This is a genomic window from Flavobacteriales bacterium (assembly GCA_016715895.1).
GTDB lineage: Bacteria > Bacteroidota > Bacteroidia > Flavobacteriales_F > PHOS-HE28 > PHOS-HE28.
Genome location: JADJXH010000004.1, coordinates 1690666 through 1707859 on the forward strand (window position 1 = coordinate 1690666; position 17194 = coordinate 1707859).

Genomic DNA, 17194 nt, shown 5'->3' on the forward strand with positions numbered 1-17194 from the left:
GAGGACAACGATCGGAGTTATCCACAAGACGTGGATCGGCGGTGCGGTTGCTTATGGGCGTGGGTCCACCACGATCCTCGCACTGCCCAGCGGTCCGCCGTCAGCGCCCTCCAACACCAGCATGTACAGTCCGCCGGCGGTACCCGCGAGCGAAAGCTCCAGGCGGTCGTCATTCCCGTTCCAAGGCACGACACCCTGTCGGATGCACGTTCCATCCGGGGTCCGCAGCGTGTAATGGATGACCGGGGAGGCGGACCGTGGCAGCTGCACGATGATGCGGTCCGTCGCGGGGTTGGGCTGCACCACCAGGTACGGTCGGTCCCCACCCACGACGGCGGCCACCGTGGAGCTCAGCGCAGCGGTGCCATCGCTGTACAGCAGCCGGAGGCGATAGTAGTTCAGCCCATGCTCCGGTGATCCGTCCAGGAACCCGTACTCGATCCGCTCGAGGGAGTGCCCGGCCGCGGGACGCTCTCCGATGGGGATGTAGTCCACGTCATCGGTCGAGCGTTCCACGACGAAGTGGGATGAACCGGACTCGCTCTGGGTCGCCCAGGACAGGTGAACGCCGTCGGCCTGTACATCCGCCTCGGGACCGATCAGCTCCACAGGCAGCACCGTGCAGTCCAGGGACGCGCCGTTCGTCAAGGTCCAGTCCAGCGTGAAGGCCTGTCCGGTGACATCGAAGTTGTCGATGTACATGATGTAGATCTGCCCGGCGACGATGTTCAAGGGTGCCACCCAGCCATTGCCGAACTCGTTCTCCGAAGCGTCCACCGCCCCGTTGCCCATCCCCGTGAGGAACGCCGCCGCACCCGGATAGCCCGGCACGTTCGGTGGATAGGCCCAGGAACACCGGATGGGGTTTCCGACCGGTGGGCAGGTGATGGTGCTCATCGGGCCCCAGATGGCGAAGTCGTAGTCGATGTTGGCCGCAGGTTGGATGGTGAGCGCCGCAGTGCCCGAGGCCGATGGGGAGAAGTAGTACCAGGTCCCCTGCCGCTCATTGCCGTCCAGGCAGCCGTTGTTCGCCGCCGTGAGGTCCGTGGTGCACCCGGTGAAATCGGCGTTGTTGTTGATCTGCTGGTCGTTGCAGATGGTGAACGCGCCGGCGCAGTCCTCCTGCGGGGTGGTGGGCGTCGCCGGCGCACTGACGCAGATGTTGAAGATGCCGGTGCTCCCGCCATACCCCCAGACCCTGATGTAATAGGTGGTGAACGGGGTCAGTGGGGCGCAGCGGAAGTCAAGCTCCGGCATCAGCAGACCGCCGAAGAAGTCCTCATCGTCGTTGCAGCCTCCAGGCACCAGAGCCAGTGCGCCGCAGGTCCCTGTGTACAGCTGCATCGCCGCATCGCCCAAGGTGATCGCCCCGGTCTCGATGTGCACCTCCCCGTTGGCCGCCGTGGTGAACGTGAACCAGATGTCCGTGTTCGGCGCGGTGCTGCATGTCGGCGCGGGGGCCGTGCCCGAAGCGGTGGAACCGACATTGGTGAAGTGCAGCATGGTGCAGGTCGGAAGCACCGGCAGGGCGATCGCCGACCCGCAGTTGTCGTTGGTCAACGGTGGTGGTGGCGGGATGCAGCTGATGTTCAGGGGAGCGCATCCGCCCGTGGCGCAGGGATTGAAGAGGCTCGCGTAGCGATCGACCAGGACACGCAGCTGGCCGGTGAAGTTCGCCGCCCAGGTGACCTGCGATTGCAGCCCGCAGTAGTCGTCATTGGTCGCGAGCGACCCGCCTCCCGCATTGTTGTAAAGCGTGATCTGCGTGTCGTAGGTGGCCCCACAGGTGTTGAACGTGTAGATGTTCCCTGCCGTGACATTCAGCAGCGCATACTGGCCTCCGTTCACACAAGGGACCGTCATGCTGCCCGGACAAGGAGGTGTGATCGCCCCCCCGGCGATCACGGTGTTGTTGTTCGGGCATTGGGCCGAAGCCCTGAAGGGAACGCCGGAGAGCGCCAGCGTGATCAGCAGGGAGCACGGTCGGTACCAAGGTGTCGTCATGGTGCTCCGCTTCGTTGCCCTTGGAGCTCCAACATCCGCTGGTAATCACCGGGATGTTCATGGATGTAGGCCGCCTTGCGCACCAGCGCGTCGTCGACCGGCGCCATGTCGCCCATCGGAGAGGCCGTGGAGGTACGCATTGGCAAGGGGCCATCACCGCTGATCTGGATCAGCTGAAAACCGTGTTCGAACAGGAGTTGTGCCAGCTGGGCCGCCTGGACGACCTCTGGGCCGTGGAAGTGCAGGGTCCTTTTCGGCTGGTCATAGTGCACTTCCGTACTTGGGAGCCAGTTGACGACCGCCCCGAGCATCGGCTTCACCCCGGCCCCCGGATGCAGAGGTGCGATCACCGCTTCGGCATGCATGCCATCCTGAGCGTGAACAGGTGGGGCGCACGCCAGGATCAGGCAAAGGCTCGAACTGCGGAACAGCCGCTTGGCGGCTGCATGCACGCTACGGCCCGATCGAACGGCGCACCTCCTTGGATCCTTCATGGCTCCCTGTCCCGAAGCGGGATCAACGCACCAAGCTACGGTGCGATGCCCATGAAGGTCAAGCCCTTTGGGGGGCGATCATCAACAGCTGGTGTTCAAACCGATGCGCTCGCTCCCAAGGCCAGCACCATGCGCCCCGGGTATTGTTCCAGCGCCGTTCCGAGGCATTCCACCGCTTTGCGGAGCTTGTCCTGCTCCAGCACATAGGCCAGCCGCACCTGCCGTTTTCCCGTGGCCGGTTCGGCATAGAACCCGCTGCACGGGGCCATCATCACCGTGTGGCCGTCGTGGCTGAAGGACTCCAGCAGCCACTGGCAGAAGGCGTCCGCATCGTCGATGGGCAGCTCGGCCACGCAGTAGAAGGCGCCCTTGGGCCTGGGGCAGAGCACACCGGGGATGGCGTTCAGTCCGTCCACGAGGATGTCGCGGCGCTGGCGGTATTCACCGATCACCTCATTGAAGTATGAAGGGGGCGTGCGGAGGGCCGCCTCGCTGGCGATCTGGCCGAAGGTGGGAGGGCTCAACCGGGCCTGGGCGAACTTCAGCACGGTGTCAAGCAGTTCGGTATTGCGGGTGATGAATGCACCGACCCGGGCGCCGCACATGCTGTAGCGCTTGCTCACGCTGTCGATCAGGATCGCGTGCTGGTCGAGGCCCTCCAGCGACAAGGCACTGATGTGGGCCGCCCCATCGTAGCAGAACTCGCGGTAGACCTCGTCGGCGAAGAGGAAGAGGTCGTGCTTCAGCACGATCTCACGCAGGCGTTCCAGCTCGGCCTTGCTGTAGAGATAGCCGGTGGGGTTGCCGGGGTTGCAGATCAGGATGCCCTTGGTGCGCGGGGTGATGAGGGCCTCGAAGGCGCTGATGGCCGGCAGCGCGAAGCCTTCCTGGATGGTGCTGCGCACAGGCACCACCTTCACGCCGGCGGCCAGCGCGAAGCTGTTGTAGTTGGCGTAGTAGGGTTCGGGAATGATGAGCTCATCCCCTGGCTCGAAGCAGGCCATCATGCCGAAGAGCAGCGCCTCGCTGCCTCCGTTGGTGACAATGATCTGCTCGTGGGTCACCGGGATGTGATACTCGGCATAGTAGCCGGCCAGTCCTTTTCGATAGCTCTCGAAACCGGCGCTGTGGCTGTACTCGATCACGCTGCGGTCCAGCTGACGGATGGCGTTCAAGGCCACCTCCGGGGTTCGGATGTCGGGCTGTCCGATGTTGAGGTGAAGGACGTTGACCCCGCGTTTCCGGGCGGCCTCGGCGTAGGGGACGAGCTTGCGGATGGGGGAGGCCGGCATCAGGCGGCCCTTGGTGGAGATGGCGGGCATCGGGGTCTGGCGAGTGTGGCGCGAAGTTCGGCGTTCCGTCGGCAAGGTCGACCAACGAAGAAGCCCCGCCGGTATGGCGGGGCTTCCAAAGCGGATCCGAGGATGGATCAGTTCGTCTTCTCCACCGGGGCCATGGGGCTCTGCTCCTTCACCGGCGAGGCGGGGGTCTCAGGACCGGCCTCCACCGTGCCCTTGATGCGCACCACCTTCTCGGGGGCGTTCGTGGCGTTGCTGCTGATGGTCACGCTCTTGTTGATCGGGCCGGGACGCTTGGTGTCGTACTTCACCGTGATGGTGGTCTTGGCGCCGGGCTTGATCGGGGCGGTGTCGCACTTGGGCACCGTGCATCCGCAGCTGCCTTTGCAGTTGGTGATGATCAGGGGCTGATCGCCCGTGTTGGTCACGATGAACTCGCAGGTGCCGTTCGCCCCGTTGGCGATGGTGCCGTAGTCGTGCACTTCCTTGTCGAGGCTGATCTGCGGACCGGTGCCGCCCACGGGCTTGGCATTGTCCTGGGCCATGGCGCCGAGGAAGAGGGCGCTCAGACCGAACGAGAGAAGGAACTTCTTCATGGGATGGGTCGGGTTTCTTGCGTTACTGGATCAAAACTACGGACCGGTCCCTGCGGGGTTCCGACATTAACAAGACCTTAACAGGACCCGGGTCCGCGTGAAGGAGAGCTGCCGATCGCGTGCCGATCCGATGCCCAGGGCTACCTTTGCCGGCCTCGAAGCCAAGACCGGCGCGGCTTTGCTTGAAGCACATGCCCCGATGAGCACCACCGAGATCCCCAAGCGATACGACCCCAGCCAGGCCGAAGGGCGCTGGTATGCCCACTGGATGGACAAGGGCTACTTCCGCAGCGTGCCCGACGGCCGCGAGCCCTACACCGTGGTGATCCCCCCGCCCAACGTCACGGGCGTGCTGCACATGGGGCACATGCTCAACAACACCATCCAGGACGTGCTGGTGCGCCGCGCCCGCATGCTGGGAAAGAACGCCTGCTGGGTGCCGGGAACGGATCACGCGAGCATCGCCACCGAAGCGAAGGTGGTGCGGTTGCTCGGCGAGCAGGGCATCAAGAAGAGCGCGATCGGCCGGGAGGAGTTCCTCAAGCACGCCTTCGCGTGGAAGGAGAAGTACGGCGGGGTGATCCTGGAGCAGTTGAAGAAGCTCGGCGCCAGCTGCGACTGGGACCGCACACGCTTCACCATGGAAGCCGACCTGAGCGATGCCGTCATCGACGTGTTCATCGACCTGCACAGGAAGGGCCTGGTGTACCGCGGCCTGCGCATGGTGAACTGGGACCCGCAGGCCCTCACCGCCGTGAGCGACGAGGAGGTGATCTACAAGGAGGTCAACTCGAAGCTGTACCACCTGCGGTACAAGGTGGAAGGCACGGCCGACGAATGGGTGACCATCGCCACCACGCGCCCTGAGACCATCCTGGGCGACACCGCCGTGGCCGTGCACCCCGAGGACGAGCGCTACGCGCACCTGAAGGGCAAGCGCGTGCTCGTGCCGCTGATCGACCGCAGCATCCCGGTGATCTTTGATGAGTACGTGGAGCGCGAGTTCGGCACCGGTGCGCTGAAGGTGACGCCCGCGCACGACGTGAACGACCACGAGCTGGGCAAGAAGCACGGGTTGGAGACCATCGACATCCTGGAGCCCAACGGCACGCTCAGCGCCGCTGCCCAACTGTACGTGGGCGAGGACCGCTTCGTGGTGCGCAGGAAGATCGCGAAAGAGCTGGAGGCGCAGGGCCATCTGGTGAGGACCGAGGACATCCAGAACAAGGTGGGCACCAGCGAGCGCACCGATGCCGTGATCGAGCCGCGCCTATCACTGCAGTGGTTCGTGAAGATGGGCGAGCTCGCCAAGCCCGCATTGGAGGTGGTGAAGGACGGCCGCGTGAAGCTGCACCCGCAGAAGTTCGCGAACACCTACACCTACTGGATGGAGAACGTGCGCGACTGGTGCATCAGCCGCCAGCTGTGGTGGGGCCAGCGCATCCCGGCGTGGTACAACGAGGCCGGTGACGCGGCGGTGTGCCGCACCGAGCAGGAGGCCATCGCCCAGTTCAAGGCCGCCGGCCAGAGCACCAAGGGCATCAGGCAGGACGAGGATGTCGTTGACACCTGGTTCAGCAGCTGGCTGTGGCCCATCAGCGTGTTCGACGGCTTCAAGGACCCGGACAACGCCGACATCAAGTACTACTACCCCACGAACGACCTGGTGACCGCGCCGGAGATCCTCTTCTTCTGGGTGGCGCGCATGATCATGGCGGGCATGGAGTACCGCGGCGAGGTGCCCTTCAAGAACGTGTACCTCACCGGCATCGTGCGCGACAAGCTGGGCCGGAAGATGAGCAAGAGCCTGGGCAACAGCCCCGACCCGCTCGACCTCATCGCGAAGTACGGCGCCGACGGCGTGCGCACCGGCATGCTTTTCAGCAGCCCGGCCGGCAACGACCTGCCCTTCGACGAGAGCCTCTGCGAGCAGGGCCGCAACTTCAGCAACAAGATCTGGAACGCGTTCAGGCTGGTGAAGGGCTGGACCGTGGCCCAACAGGAGCAGCCTGCCGCGAACGCAGCCGCCGTGGCCTGGATGCGCAGCCGCGTGGAACGCAGCACCGCCGAACTCGATGGGCTCTACGACCAGTTCCGCATCAGCGAGGCGCTGATGACCACCTACAAGCTGATCTGGGACGACCTGTGCAGCTGGTACCTGGAGAGCATCAAGCCCGCCTTCGTGGACGGTGTGGCCCAGCCCATCGACGCGGCGACCTACGAGGCCACCATCGGCCTGTTCGAGGACGTGCTGAAGCTGCTGCACCCCTACATGCCCTTCCTCACCGAGGAGCTCTGGCACCACCTGCGTGAGCGGAAGGAAGGCGAGGACATCATCGTTGCGGCATGGCCGAAGGGCGGTGAAGGCGATGCCAGGCTGGAAGCCGAGGTGCAGCATGCCTTCGACCTGGTGAGCGCCGTGCGCAACACCCGGAACGAGCGCGGTATGAGCCCCAAGGAGAGCCTCGACGCGCAGGTGCAGGGCTCAGCCCCGATGCGGGCTTCCGTGGCCGCCTTGGTGAACAAGCTGGCCAACGTGGGCGCGATCAACGCAGTGGAGAAGGCCAGCGAGGGCAGCGTCACCTTCCTGGTGGGCACCACCACGTACGCCATCGACCTGGGCAGCAACGTGGACGCCGCCGCCGAGGCGAGAAAGGCCGAGGAGGAGCTCAGCTACCTCCGCGGCTTCCTGGCCAGCGTGGACAAGAAGCTCGGCAACGAACGCTTCGTGAGCGGCGCACCGCCGCAGGTGCTGGAGAACGAGCGCAAAAAGAAGGCCGACGCCGAGGCCAAGATCAAGGCGCTGGAGGAGCGGCTGGCGGTGCTGAAGTGATCGAGCGCTGAGGCATATGGGGGCGTCGATCGTCGCGCTACCTTCGCTTCATCGAACGCGACCTGAAATACGCCGCCATCGACATCGGTTCGAACGCCGTGAGGCTGCTCATCGGCGACGTGATCGAGCGGGAGGACCATCCCGTGGTGCGCAAGACCTCCCTGGTGCGCGTGCCGATCCGTCTGGGTGAGGACGTGTTCGCCAGCGGCGCCATCGGAGCCGCCAAGCGCGACTACCTGATCAAGAGCCTGAAGGCCTTTCGGCTGCTGATCGACGTGTACGGTGTGCCGCGCTATCGGTGCTGTGCGACCAGTGCGATGCGCGAGGCCTCCAACAGCGCGGAGACCATCGCCCGCGTGGAGATGGAGACCGGTGTGGACATCGAGGTGATCGGCGGGCGCGAGGAGGGCGACCTGATCTGCAGCACGTTCTGGACGCAGGACCTGCTGAAGGACCGCAGCTACCTGTTCATCGATGTCGGGGGAGGGAGCACCGAACTGACCTGGCTGGAGAAAGGACGCCGCGTGAAGACCGCGAGCTTCAAGGTGGGCACCGTGCGCATGCTGGCCGGCAAGGTGAAGGCACACGTCTGGCCGGACATCGCCGAGTTCCTGGGGGAACTGCGCGCGCAGCATGGTCAGTTGATGGCCGTGGGCACCGGCGGGAACATCAATCGCATCTTCAAGGAGAACGGCAACCGCTACGGTGAGCCGCTGCAGCGGGCGGACATCCAGCGTCATCGCGACCGGATCGCCGGGTACAGCCTGGAGGACCGGGTGAAGCTGCTGCGCTTGCGCGCCGACCGGGCGGACGTCATCATCCCTGCGGCCGACATCTTCCTGCGGGTGCTGGACGCGGCGGAGATCACGGAGATCTTCGTGCCCAAGGTGGGCCTTGCGGACGGGATCGTCTACGACCTGTACATGAAGCAGTACGGACATAAGCGGTATGCGCCTGCGGATCCCGTCGGAGTTCCGGCCTGAGCGGCTGTTGGTGGTGGCGGCCCTGGCCGGCTGCGGCACCGGCCGAGCGGCGTCCCCTCCCTGGGCCATCGGACTGCGCGGGCATGTCGGCTTCCTCTGGCCGCACCGGCCCAGCAGCTGGATCCTCGTGGAGGACCATTGTGTCGCGCCGGAGCTCTTTCTGGAGCGCCGACTTCCAGGCGACAGGCCCTGGCAGCGCCACTATCGCGCACCGTCCTTCGGCGTCGGTGTGCTGTACACGGGCCTGGCCAATCCGGACCGCATCGGGGCCGCAGTGCGGCTGCTTCCGTACCTGCACCTGCCGTTCACCCGCGGTGCGCGAGGCGACCTCGGCATGCGGCTGGGTTGGGGCGTGGGCCTGGTGACCCGGCCTTACGACCGGCGGGAGAACACCAAGCAGATCGCCATCGGTTCGCGGATCAACACCGCCATCCAGCTCATGCTCGCGTATCGGCACCGCTTCGGCCGCACCGAGCTGTCCGCCGGATTCGGCATCGACCACTGGAGCAACGGGTCGTTCGCCCTGCCCAACCTGGGGCTCAACCTGCTGAGCGCGAGCCTGGGCGTGGCGCAGGCCTTGGGACCGGTCGCACCGTACGTGCACACCCCGGACACCGTGCCGTTGGACCGGCCGCGACGGGAGCACAGCGTGGTGGGCGCGCTGTTCTGGAGCGAAACAGGCCGGCCGGAAAGCGGCCGGTACAGCGTGTACAGCCTGATCGGGCAGGTGCAATGGCGGCTCACGCGCAAGTCCGCCCTGGCCGTCGGGGTGGATGCGTTCAACAAGGGCGCGTTGCGCACCGACCATCCCGAGCTGGAGGCCAAGGGACGTGCAGCGCTCACCCAGGCCGGCGTGCACGCAGGCTACGCGCTGCTCTTCGGGCGCGGCGAGCTGTTCCTGCAGATGGGCGTGTACGTGTACACGCCGGTGCCCGAGCAGGCCGCCGTGTTCCACCGGCTGGGTTGCCGGTACCGGATCGCCCGGCATCTTCTGGCGCACATGGCGCTCAAGAGCCACTATGCCGTGGCGGATCACTGGGAGTTCGGATTCGGATACCGATGGTCATGAGGCGCGTGTTTCCCCTGCTGATGGTGCTCCTGGCCGCGTGCGAAGCGGAGCAATGGGACGACTGCGTCACCAGCACGGGTCCACTGCGGGAGGAGGAACGTGCGGTGGGACCCTTCCATCGCGTGGTGCTGGAGGACCGGGTGGACCTGCTGTTGGAGGATCGCACGGCGGGCACGGTGAACGTGGTGGCGGGCGGCAACCTGCTGGACCAGGTGGTGACCGAGGTGGAGGGGGGGGACGTTGACCGTGAGGAACGAGAACCGGTGCAATTGGGTGCGCAGCTTCAAGCCGCGGATCACCGTGCGCGTGCCGATGGATGCCGTGGTGGAGCTGGAGCTGCGCGGAACGGGGAACGTGAGCGCGACGGACACCGTGCGTCAACACGTGTTCCGCATCGAACAGCGGAACGCGCAGGGAACGGTCGAGCTGCAGCTGGCCGTGGATACGTGTTACGTGGGGCTGCACACCGGCGCCGGCGATGTGCGGCTGTCCGGCACCTGCGGCGTGGCCTATCTCTACAACGGTCTCATGGGGCCAATCGATGCGGGCGCGCTGGTGGCGCAGGAGGTGAACGTGAACAACAGCGGCGTGGCCGACATCATCTGCCGTGCTCAGCAGCGCCTGAACGCGCAGCTCTTCGATGTGGGGGACGTACGCTACTACGGGGATCCCGTGCTACAGGCCACGGTGACCGGAAGCGGGTTCGTGGTGCGGTTGGGGCCCTAGGGGCTCATACCCGCCCCCCCTTGATCTCCTCCACCACCGCGGGGTCCAAAAGGGTGGAGGTATCCCCCAAGCTCCCCAATTCATTCTCCGCCACCTTCCGCAGGATGCGCCGCATGATCTTGCCGCTGCGCGTCTTCGGCAGGCCGCTCACGAACTGGATCTTGTCCGGCTTGGCGATGCGGCCGATGCCCGCCACCACGGCCTCGATCACCTCGCCACGCATGTTCTCCACCGCGATGGCGTCGTCGGTGGGGATGGGCTTCTCGCAGACCACGTAGGCGTAGATGCCCTGGCCCTTGATGTCGTGCGGGTAGCCCACCACGGCGCTCTCCACCACGCCCTTGGCCTGGTTGATGGCGTTCTCGATCTCGGCCGTGCCGAAGCGGTGGCCGCTCACGTTGATCACATCGTCCACCCGACCGATGATGCGGTAGCGCCCGTCGGCATCGCGCTTGGCGCCATCGCCGGTGAAGTAGTAGCCTTTATAACTGCTGAAGTAGGTCTGGCGGCAGCGCTCATGGTCGCCCCAGGTGGTGCGCAGGATGCTGGGCCAGGGGAACTTCATGCACAGCAGACCTTCCACTTCATTTTCGGTGATCTCCTTGCCTTCAGGCGTGAGCAGCACAGGTTGCACGCCGGGCAGGGGCCACGCGGCGTGCGCGGGCTTCTCGTCGTTCACGCCTGCCATGGTGCTGATCAATATGCCGCCGGTCTCGGTCTGCCACCAGGTGTCCACAATGGGGCAGCGGTCCTTGCCCACGTGGATCTTGTACCAGTTCCACGCCTCCTCGTTGATGGGCTCGCCCACGCTGCCGATCACACGCAGGGAGTCCAGCGAGTAGGCCAGCACGTGGTCCAGTCCGGCGGCCATCAGGCTGCGGATGGCGGTGGGGGCGGTGTAGAAGATGTTCACGCCGTGCTTGTCGATCACCTGCCAGAAGCGGCCCGCATCGGGGAAGGTGGGCACGCCCTCGAACACCAGGGTGGTGGCGCCGTTCAGCAGCGGACCGTAGATGATGTAGCTGTGACCGGTGATCCAGCCCACATCGGCCGTACACCAGTACACGTCGCTCTCCTCGTATTGGAACACGTTGCGGAAGCTGTAGTCCGTGTACACCATGTAGCCGCCGCAGGTGTGCACCACGCCCTTGGGTTTGCCTGTGCTGCCGCTGGTGTAGAGGATGAAGAGCGGGTCCTCCGCGTCCATGATCTCGGCAGGGCAGTGCTTGTCCACATGGGGTAGTTCCTCGTGCAGCCACACATCGCGGCCTTCCACCATGTTCACGCTCCAGCCCAGGCGCTCGGTCACGATCACCTTCTGCACGGTGGGGCAGGTCTCCAGCGCCTCGTCCACCACGCGCTTCACGGGGATCTGCTTGTGCCCGCGGTTCAGGCCGTCGCTCGTCAGCACCATCGTGGCCTCGGCATCCTGGATGCGGTCGCTCAGGCTCTGTGCACTGAAGCCGCAGAACACCACGCTGTGGATGGCCCCGATGCGCGCGCAGGCCAGCGTGGCGATCACCAGCTCGGGCACCATCGGCATGTAGATGCAGATGCGGTCGCCTTTTTTCGCACCGTTCCGCTTCAGCACGTTGGCGTACTGGCACACCTGCTCATGCAGTTCGCGGTACGTGAGGCGCACGAAGCGTTCCTTCGGGTCGTTCGGCTCCCAGATGATCGCCAGCTTGTTGCCGCGTTGCTTGAGGTGGCGGTCCAGGCAGTTCTCGGTGATGTTCAGCTTGCCACCGATGAACCACTTCACGTTGGGCGTTTCGAAGTCCCATTCGAGGACCTTGTCCCAGTGGGTGTGCCAGGTGAAGCCGGAGGCGATCTCATCCCAGAATCCTTCCGGGTCACGGATGGCTTCGGTGCAGGCGTCGTCGTATTCGGTTCGGGTGCGGATGCGGTTCAGGGCCATGCAGGAAAAGTAGCATGCGGTCGGGGAATGAGGCGGCGACGTGGAGGACGCGGGAGGCCGTCGCAGAGTGGGCCTTCCGATCGTCCTCGACAGGATCCGAACAATGGGGCTGGGGCAGGCCGGTCGGGAACGGCCGCTAGTCCCGCACCCAGGTCACGGTGGGTGAGCGTTCGCCGGAGGGCAGCAGGACAACCGCACCGTAGACCCCACGGGCCAGGTGGGAGACATCGAACGATGAGCGTGGGCCTTCAGGACGCGTGCGCCAGACCTCACGGCCGGTGGCATCCATCATCACGAGGATCGAGCCCGGTCCGATCGGGTGCCAGAGCAGGTCCACACGTCCTGACCCCGGGTTCGGCATCAGCACCGGAGCGCCGTGGGTGTTCTGGACATGCACGACCCGCACGGGTGAATACGCGTGATGACCGTCCAGGTCCACCTGGCGCAAACGGTAGTAATTGAGCCCTACGCGCGGCTTCGGGTCGAAGTGGGTGTAGTACCGGGGGTGCGTGCTGTTCCCGGCGCCAGGCACCGTGCCGATGTGCTCGAACTCCGCGCCGTCGAAAGAACGCTCGACCTCGAACCGGTCGTTGTCGACCTCCGTCGCGGTGGACCAGTCCACGTTCACGCCACCGGGCACGGCATAGGCCTGCAGGCTGAGCAGTTCGATCGGAAGCACGGTGCAGTCGAGGGAGGCACCGTTCTGCAGGTTCCAGTCCATGGTGAAACCGATGCTGCTCTGGCTCCAGTTGCTGATGTACATCAGGTAGACCTGTCCAACGGTCACCTGTATGCCGGGGACCCAGCCGCAGTATTGCGGCGGCACGAGCGGACAGGCGTTCATGGTGGCGGGGAGGCCGTAGGTGACCGCGGTGCTGGCGAACTGGGGCGGCGAATAGGTGGCGTGGCCCATGCCGGTGGCATAACTACCGGTGCTGTTGAACGTCGCGGGACCGCTGGAAGCGGCGCAACGGATCGGCGGACCGGGTGGCGGGCAGATGCTGGACGGCGTGGATCCGGGCGGGTAGGGCCCCCAGATCGCCCAGTCGTAGTCATCCGGACCAAGGGGGGCGATGGTGAGCCCCAGGTCACCCGAGGAGCTTGGCGAGAACACATACCAGGTGCCTTGATATTCGACGATGTCCAGGCATCCGGAGTTCGCGGCGGTGATGTCAACGATGTTCCCCGTGTTGTTCGTGTTGTTGCTGAAGGCGACGTTGCTGCAGATGGTGACCGCGCCGAGGCAGTCCTCGGGTGCCGGTGGGGGCGGGATGCAGGTGACCGTGCCGGCATAGACGACACCTGCGACCGGCGGTGACCCGGAGTTGAAGATCGTGCCACCGCCCAGCGAGACGATGTAGGAGTTGTCCGTCTGCCACGCGCCGGAGGCGTTGTAGGTGATGATGACCGCATCGCCGATGTTGACCCCGAGCTGCACCGTCACCGAAGGCACGCCGGCAGGTACCGTGTAATTCGTGGCCACGCCATTGATGGTGATGGTGACGAACGAGGTGCCCCAGCCATCGCTGAAGCTGTCGAACAGGGTGAGCGTGTAGACGCAATCACCCGCCGGAGGCGCTGCGCAGGCGATGACCAGGGGTGCGCAGACCGCATTGGTCGCGCAGATGTACTGGTCCACCAGCACGCGCAGCTGACCGGTGAAGTTGGCCGTCCAGGTCACGGAGGATTGCAGCCCGGTACCGCATGCATCGTCGTTGTACCCGAGCGATCCGCCGCCGGTGTTGTTGTACAGCGTGATCTGCGTATCGAAGGTGGCCGCGCAGGTGCTGAAGGTGTAGGTGTTGCCGCTCACCACGTTCACCAGGGCGTACTGACCGCCTTGAACGCAGGGTACGGTGGTGCTGCCCGGGCACGGAGGGGTGACGGCGGCGCCTGACAGCACATTGTCGTTGGGGCACTGGGCCACCGCACAGGTCGAAAGGCCTGCGGCCAGGACGACGATTGGTGACCGGCATGAACGCATCAGAGCCAGGGCAAGGTAGGTACTTCCACGGATGGCCGGAGCCGTCCGTCCGGGGACGGGGCCTCGGGCACCGGGATCCAAGGATCACGCCGGGGCCGATCAGGTCCTGTCGCCCGTCCTGGTGCCGCGCTTCGCCTTCGCAGGGATGCCGTTCGCGGAGTCGTTCTTCAGCAGCTTCACCTCGTAGAGATCGGTGCGGCGGTCGCGCATGATACGCACGCTGCCATGCGCGTTGAGCTCCTTCAGCAGGTCGCGGTCCACGTCCACGATGAGCGTCATCTCCGTGTTCGGCGTGGCCTCGCTCTTGATGCCGTTGGTGGGGAAGGCGAAGTCGCTCGGCGTGAACACGGCGCTCTGCGCGAACTGGATGTCCATGTTCTCCACTTTGGGCAGGTTGCCCACGCTGCCGGCGATGGCGACGTAGCATTCGTTCTCGATGGCACGGGCCTGTGCGCAGCGCCGCACACGCATGTAGCCGTTCTGTGTGTCGGTGAGGAAGGGCACGAAGAGGATCTGCATGCCCTGCAGGGCCAGCAGGCGCGAGAGCTCGGGGAACTCCACATCGTAGCAGATGAGGATGCCCACCTTGCCGCAGTCGGTGTCGAACACGCGCACCTCATCGCCACCCACCATGCCCCAGTACTGCACTTCGTTCGGGGTGATGTGCACCTTCTCGAACTTCTTCCAGGTGCCGTCGCGCCTGCACAGGAAGCCCACGTTCTTCAGGTGCTCGCCGTCCAGCATCGGCATGGACCCGGTGATGATGTTCACGTTGTAGCTGATGGCGAGGTCCACGAACTTCTGTCGCAGCGGCTCGGTGTGGCGCGCCAGTCCACGCATGGCCCGGGCCTCGTCCAGGTGGTTGTACTCCGCGAGGAGCGGGGCATTGAACAGCTCGGGGAAGAGGCAGAAGTCGGCCTGGTAGCTGCTGATCGCATCCACGAAGAACTCCGCCTGGTCACAGAGGGCATCGAAGTTCGCCATGGGCCGCATCTGCCATTGGACCAGGCCCAGGCGCACCACATCATTGGCCCGTCCCGCGATCTTCGGGCGCTGGTCGTGGTAGATGTTGTTCCATTCCAGCAGGGTGGCGTACTCGCGTGAGCTGCTGTCGCCCTCCAGATAGCCCTTCATCACCTTCAGCACGTGGAAGTCGTTGCTCAGTTGGAACGACAAGGTGGGGTCGTACAGTTCCTTGAGCTTCACCTTCTCGATGTACGCACGCGGGCTCAGCTGATCCGCATACTTCGCATAGTTGGGGATGCGCCCTCCGGCGATGATGGACTTCAGGTTGAGCCGTTCGCACAGCTCCTTGCGCGCCTCGTACATCCGCCGGGCCAGCCGCATGCCGCGATACTCGGGATGCACGAACACGTCGATGCCATAAAGCACATCGCCGGACGGGTCGTGGGTGCTGAACGTGTAGTTGCCCGTGATCTGGCGGTAGGTATGGTTGTCGCCGTACAGGTCATAGTCCACGATGATGGAGAGCGCGGAGGCCACCACCTTGCCGTTCACCGTGACGCAGAACTGCCCTTCGGGGAACCGGGCGATGAGGCTGCGGATGTGGTCTTCCCGCCAGATGGACCCGGCCATGTCCGGATAGGCCTGCACCATGGCCTCGCGCAGGTGCTGGAAATCCTCGAGTTTCAGGTGGCGAAGGCGTATGCGGATGTCCTTGGGCATGCCTCAAAGGTACCTTCGTCCCATGGGCATGAACGTGATCCTCACCGGCGCCACCGGTTATGTGGGTGAAGGCGTGCTGCTCGAATGCCTCGAGAACCCCGCTGTGGTCCAGGTGCTCGTGGTGGGCCGCCGGAGCTGCGGTCGCAGCCATGCGAAGCTTAGGGAGCTGCTGGTGCCCGACTTCCTGAAGCTGGACGCGGTGAAGGACCAGTTCACCGGGTATGATGGCTGCTTCTTCTGTGCCGGCATCAGTTCGGTGGGCATGAACGAGGCGGACTACACGCGCGCCACCTACGATACCACCATGGCCTTCGCGAAGGCCGTGCGCGCGGGTTCACCCCAGGCCACCTTCATCTACGTTTCCGGCAGCGGCACGGACAGCACGGAGAAAGGACGCCTGATGTGGGCGCGGGTGAAGGGACGCACCGAGAACGAACTTTCGCGGCTCGGGTTCCGGCAGCAGTTCAACTTCCGTCCGGGCATCATGACGTTGAGCCCCGGCATGAAGAACCCGAAGTGGTGGATGCGCGCACTAGTACCGGTCTTCGGTCTGGTGATGCCCTGGGTGACCTGCAGCATGAAGCAGGTGGGCTTGGCCATGATCCACGCCGTGCAACGGGGCTATCCGAAGAACGTGCTGGAGGTGAAGGACATCAAGGCACTGGCGAACGCGTAGCCTATTCCTTCACCCACGTCGCGCCCATCACCCCGCCCTGCTCATCACGCACCGAGATGCTGTAGAGCCCGTCGGGCAGCGCTTCCGTGGCGATCACCGGACGGGTATCGGAGGTGCGTTGTTGCAGCACCACACGGCCCGTGGCATCGAAGAGGGTGATGGTGTGTGGGCCGGGGGAAAGCTCAAGGGTGAAGTGGGTGCTGCCTGGGTTGGGGAAGGCATCGACCTCATCATGGAGGCGCTCCTCCACTGCCAGGCCAAGGTCACAAGCGGCTGTCCATGTCGGGGCCTGGTAAGAAATGGTGCTGTCAGAATAGCATCGGATCTGCTCATAACCACCGTCCACCAAGCACCACGGGTCGATCCGGAATCCCTGATGGAGCCCGATACGTTCGGTGAAGTGAAACCATGGTGTACCCATCAACACCCCACCAGCCAGAACGGCGTCCAGGGTGACGGAGCGCAGGGCGGTACCATTCAGCCAGACCGTACTGGTATCAACCACTTCATACATCCCGGATGGAAGGGCTCCGCAGGGTTGGTTACCAATACCCGGGGGGAACCAGCGATCACCGGGCACCGCGTCGAAACGGATCAGGGTATCCCATGCGGCGCCGATCCAGATCAGGAGCAGGTCACCGTCCAGCGATGTAAAATGTGTTCGCTGAACGATAGAGTGCACCGGGTAGCCATTGAAGGTGCTGATCTGATGGCCACTATCTGTTAGGCGTTGTGCATTTCTGCCTCCGACGATAGTGTCCGCGACATATGTTCTTTGCAAGTAACCCTCGAACAGATACCCGCCGAACGAGAAATGCCACGTCGCCCCCGGCGGGCACCAGCTCTGGGCGGCGGCCAGCAAGGGGAGCAATACAAGGGCGAGGAGGGCGGCGCGCATGATGAACGAATCTAAGGAGGAGACCGGGG

At 64.8% G+C, this 17194-nt stretch carries 13 protein-coding genes; 5 read left to right on the plus strand and 8 right to left on the minus strand.

Translation table 11 applies throughout. The annotated features are described in order from the left end of the window. Nucleotides 1–51: 51 nt before the first annotated feature. The 4 genes from IPM49_15900 to IPM49_15915 all read right to left on the minus strand — a co-directional run bounded on the left by IPM49_15900 (nucleotide 52) and on the right by IPM49_15915 (nucleotide 4392). On the minus strand, nucleotides 52–2004 hold the full coding sequence (locus IPM49_15900; protein ID MBK9276006.1) for a hypothetical protein: 1953 nt from the start codon (nucleotides 2002–2004) through the stop codon (nucleotides 52–54). Further along, nucleotides 2001–2369 carry a hypothetical protein gene (locus IPM49_15905; GenBank protein MBK9276007.1) on the minus strand — a complete coding sequence of 123 codons (369 nt, stop codon included), beginning with the start codon at nucleotides 2367–2369 and terminating at the stop codon, nucleotides 2001–2003. The genes IPM49_15900 and IPM49_15905 overlap by 4 nt, the downstream gene beginning before the upstream one ends. Nucleotides 2370–2593: 224 nt before the next feature. Beyond that, nucleotides 2594–3820, minus strand: a complete 1227-nt coding sequence (locus IPM49_15910) for a pyridoxal phosphate-dependent aminotransferase (GenBank protein MBK9276008.1) — start codon at nucleotides 3818–3820, stop codon at nucleotides 2594–2596. A 107-nt stretch (nucleotides 3821–3927) separates the two neighbouring features. Further along, nucleotides 3928–4392: a DUF1573 domain-containing protein gene (locus tag IPM49_15915; protein ID MBK9276009.1), complete on the minus strand. Its 465-nt coding sequence runs from the start codon at nucleotides 4390–4392 to the stop codon at nucleotides 3928–3930. A gap of 199 nt (nucleotides 4393–4591) precedes the next feature. Between IPM49_15915 and IPM49_15920 the strand changes: the two genes are divergently transcribed. The 4 genes from IPM49_15920 (at nucleotide 4592) to IPM49_15935 (ending at nucleotide 10003) form a co-directional block, all read left to right on the plus strand. Then, nucleotides 4592–7225, plus strand: a complete 2634-nt coding sequence (locus IPM49_15920) for a valine--tRNA ligase (GenBank protein ID MBK9276010.1) — start codon at nucleotides 4592–4594, stop codon at nucleotides 7223–7225. A gap of 98 nt (nucleotides 7226–7323) precedes the next feature. Further along, nucleotides 7324–8208, plus strand: a complete 885-nt coding sequence (locus IPM49_15925; GenBank protein ID MBK9276011.1) for an exopolyphosphatase — start codon at nucleotides 7324–7326, stop codon at nucleotides 8206–8208. Continuing rightward, nucleotides 8174–9277, plus strand: coding sequence for an acyloxyacyl hydrolase (locus IPM49_15930; GenBank protein MBK9276012.1), 1104 nt, complete (start codon nucleotides 8174–8176; stop codon nucleotides 9275–9277). Before IPM49_15925 ends, IPM49_15930 begins: the two co-directional genes overlap by 35 nt. A gap of 246 nt (nucleotides 9278–9523) precedes the next feature. After that, a complete protein-coding gene (locus tag IPM49_15935; GenBank protein ID MBK9276013.1) occupies nucleotides 9524–10003 on the plus strand; it encodes a DUF2807 domain-containing protein in 480 nt (159 codons plus the stop codon). Nucleotides 10004–10007: 4 nt separating this feature from the next. Here IPM49_15935 and acs read toward each other — a convergent pair whose 3' ends face one another. The 3 genes from acs to IPM49_15950 all read right to left on the minus strand — a co-directional run bounded on the left by acs (nucleotide 10008) and on the right by IPM49_15950 (nucleotide 15591). Then, nucleotides 10008–11921 carry an acetate--CoA ligase gene (acs, locus tag IPM49_15940; GenBank protein ID MBK9276014.1) on the minus strand — a complete coding sequence of 638 codons (1914 nt, stop codon included), beginning with the start codon at nucleotides 11919–11921 and terminating at the stop codon, nucleotides 10008–10010. Nucleotides 11922–12057: 136 nt separating this feature from the next. Next, nucleotides 12058–13905 carry a hypothetical protein gene (locus tag IPM49_15945; GenBank protein MBK9276015.1) on the minus strand — a complete coding sequence of 616 codons (1848 nt, stop codon included), beginning with the start codon at nucleotides 13903–13905 and terminating at the stop codon, nucleotides 12058–12060. 99 nt (nucleotides 13906–14004) lie between these two features. Beyond that, nucleotides 14005–15591 (minus strand): bifunctional GNAT family N-acetyltransferase/carbon-nitrogen hydrolase family protein, encoded by a 1587-nt coding sequence (locus IPM49_15950; protein ID MBK9276016.1) that lies wholly within the window; start codon nucleotides 15589–15591, stop codon nucleotides 14005–14007. Nucleotides 15592–15619: 28 nt separating this feature from the next. Here IPM49_15950 and IPM49_15955 point away from each other — a divergent pair, with 28 nt between their 5' ends. Continuing rightward, the gene (locus tag IPM49_15955; GenBank protein ID MBK9276017.1) at nucleotides 15620–16267 is read left to right on the plus strand and encodes an NAD-dependent epimerase/dehydratase family protein; all 648 of its coding nucleotides are present in this window, start codon (nucleotides 15620–15622) and stop codon (nucleotides 16265–16267) included. A gap of 1 nt (nucleotide 16268) precedes the next feature. Here the strand turns inward: IPM49_15955 and IPM49_15960 are convergent, their stop codons facing one another. Then, nucleotides 16269–17165: a T9SS type A sorting domain-containing protein gene (locus tag IPM49_15960; protein MBK9276018.1), complete on the minus strand. Its 897-nt coding sequence runs from the start codon at nucleotides 17163–17165 to the stop codon at nucleotides 16269–16271. Between the last annotated feature and the right edge of the window lie 29 nt (nucleotides 17166–17194).

Bases quoted from the DNA above. Each gene is read 5' to 3' on its own strand.
- IPM49_15900 (MBK9276006.1), bottom strand. From the start codon at position 2,004: ATGACGACACCTTGGTACCGACCGTGCTCCCTGCTGATCACGCTGGCG.
- IPM49_15905 (MBK9276007.1), bottom strand. From the start codon at position 2,369: ATGCATGCCGAAGCGGTGATCGCACCTCTGCATCCGGGGGCCGGGGTG.
- IPM49_15910 (MBK9276008.1), bottom strand. From the start codon at position 3,820: ATGCCCGCCATCTCCACCAAGGGCCGCCTGATGCCGGCCTCCCCCATC.
- IPM49_15915 (MBK9276009.1), bottom strand. From the start codon at position 4,392: ATGAAGAAGTTCCTTCTCTCGTTCGGTCTGAGCGCCCTCTTCCTCGGC.
- IPM49_15920 (MBK9276010.1), top strand. From the start codon at position 4,592: ATGAGCACCACCGAGATCCCCAAGCGATACGACCCCAGCCAGGCCGAA.
- IPM49_15930 (MBK9276012.1), top strand. From the start codon at position 8,174: ATGCGCCTGCGGATCCCGTCGGAGTTCCGGCCTGAGCGGCTGTTGGTG.
- acs (MBK9276014.1), bottom strand. From the start codon at position 11,921: ATGGCCCTGAACCGCATCCGCACCCGAACCGAATACGACGACGCCTGC.
- IPM49_15945 (MBK9276015.1), bottom strand. From the start codon at position 13,905: ATGCGTTCATGCCGGTCACCAATCGTCGTCCTGGCCGCAGGCCTTTCG.
- IPM49_15950 (MBK9276016.1), bottom strand. From the start codon at position 15,591: ATGCCCAAGGACATCCGCATACGCCTTCGCCACCTGAAACTCGAGGAT.
- IPM49_15955 (MBK9276017.1), top strand. From the start codon at position 15,620: ATGAACGTGATCCTCACCGGCGCCACCGGTTATGTGGGTGAAGGCGTG.
- IPM49_15960 (MBK9276018.1), bottom strand. From the start codon at position 17,165: ATGCGCGCCGCCCTCCTCGCCCTTGTATTGCTCCCCTTGCTGGCCGCC.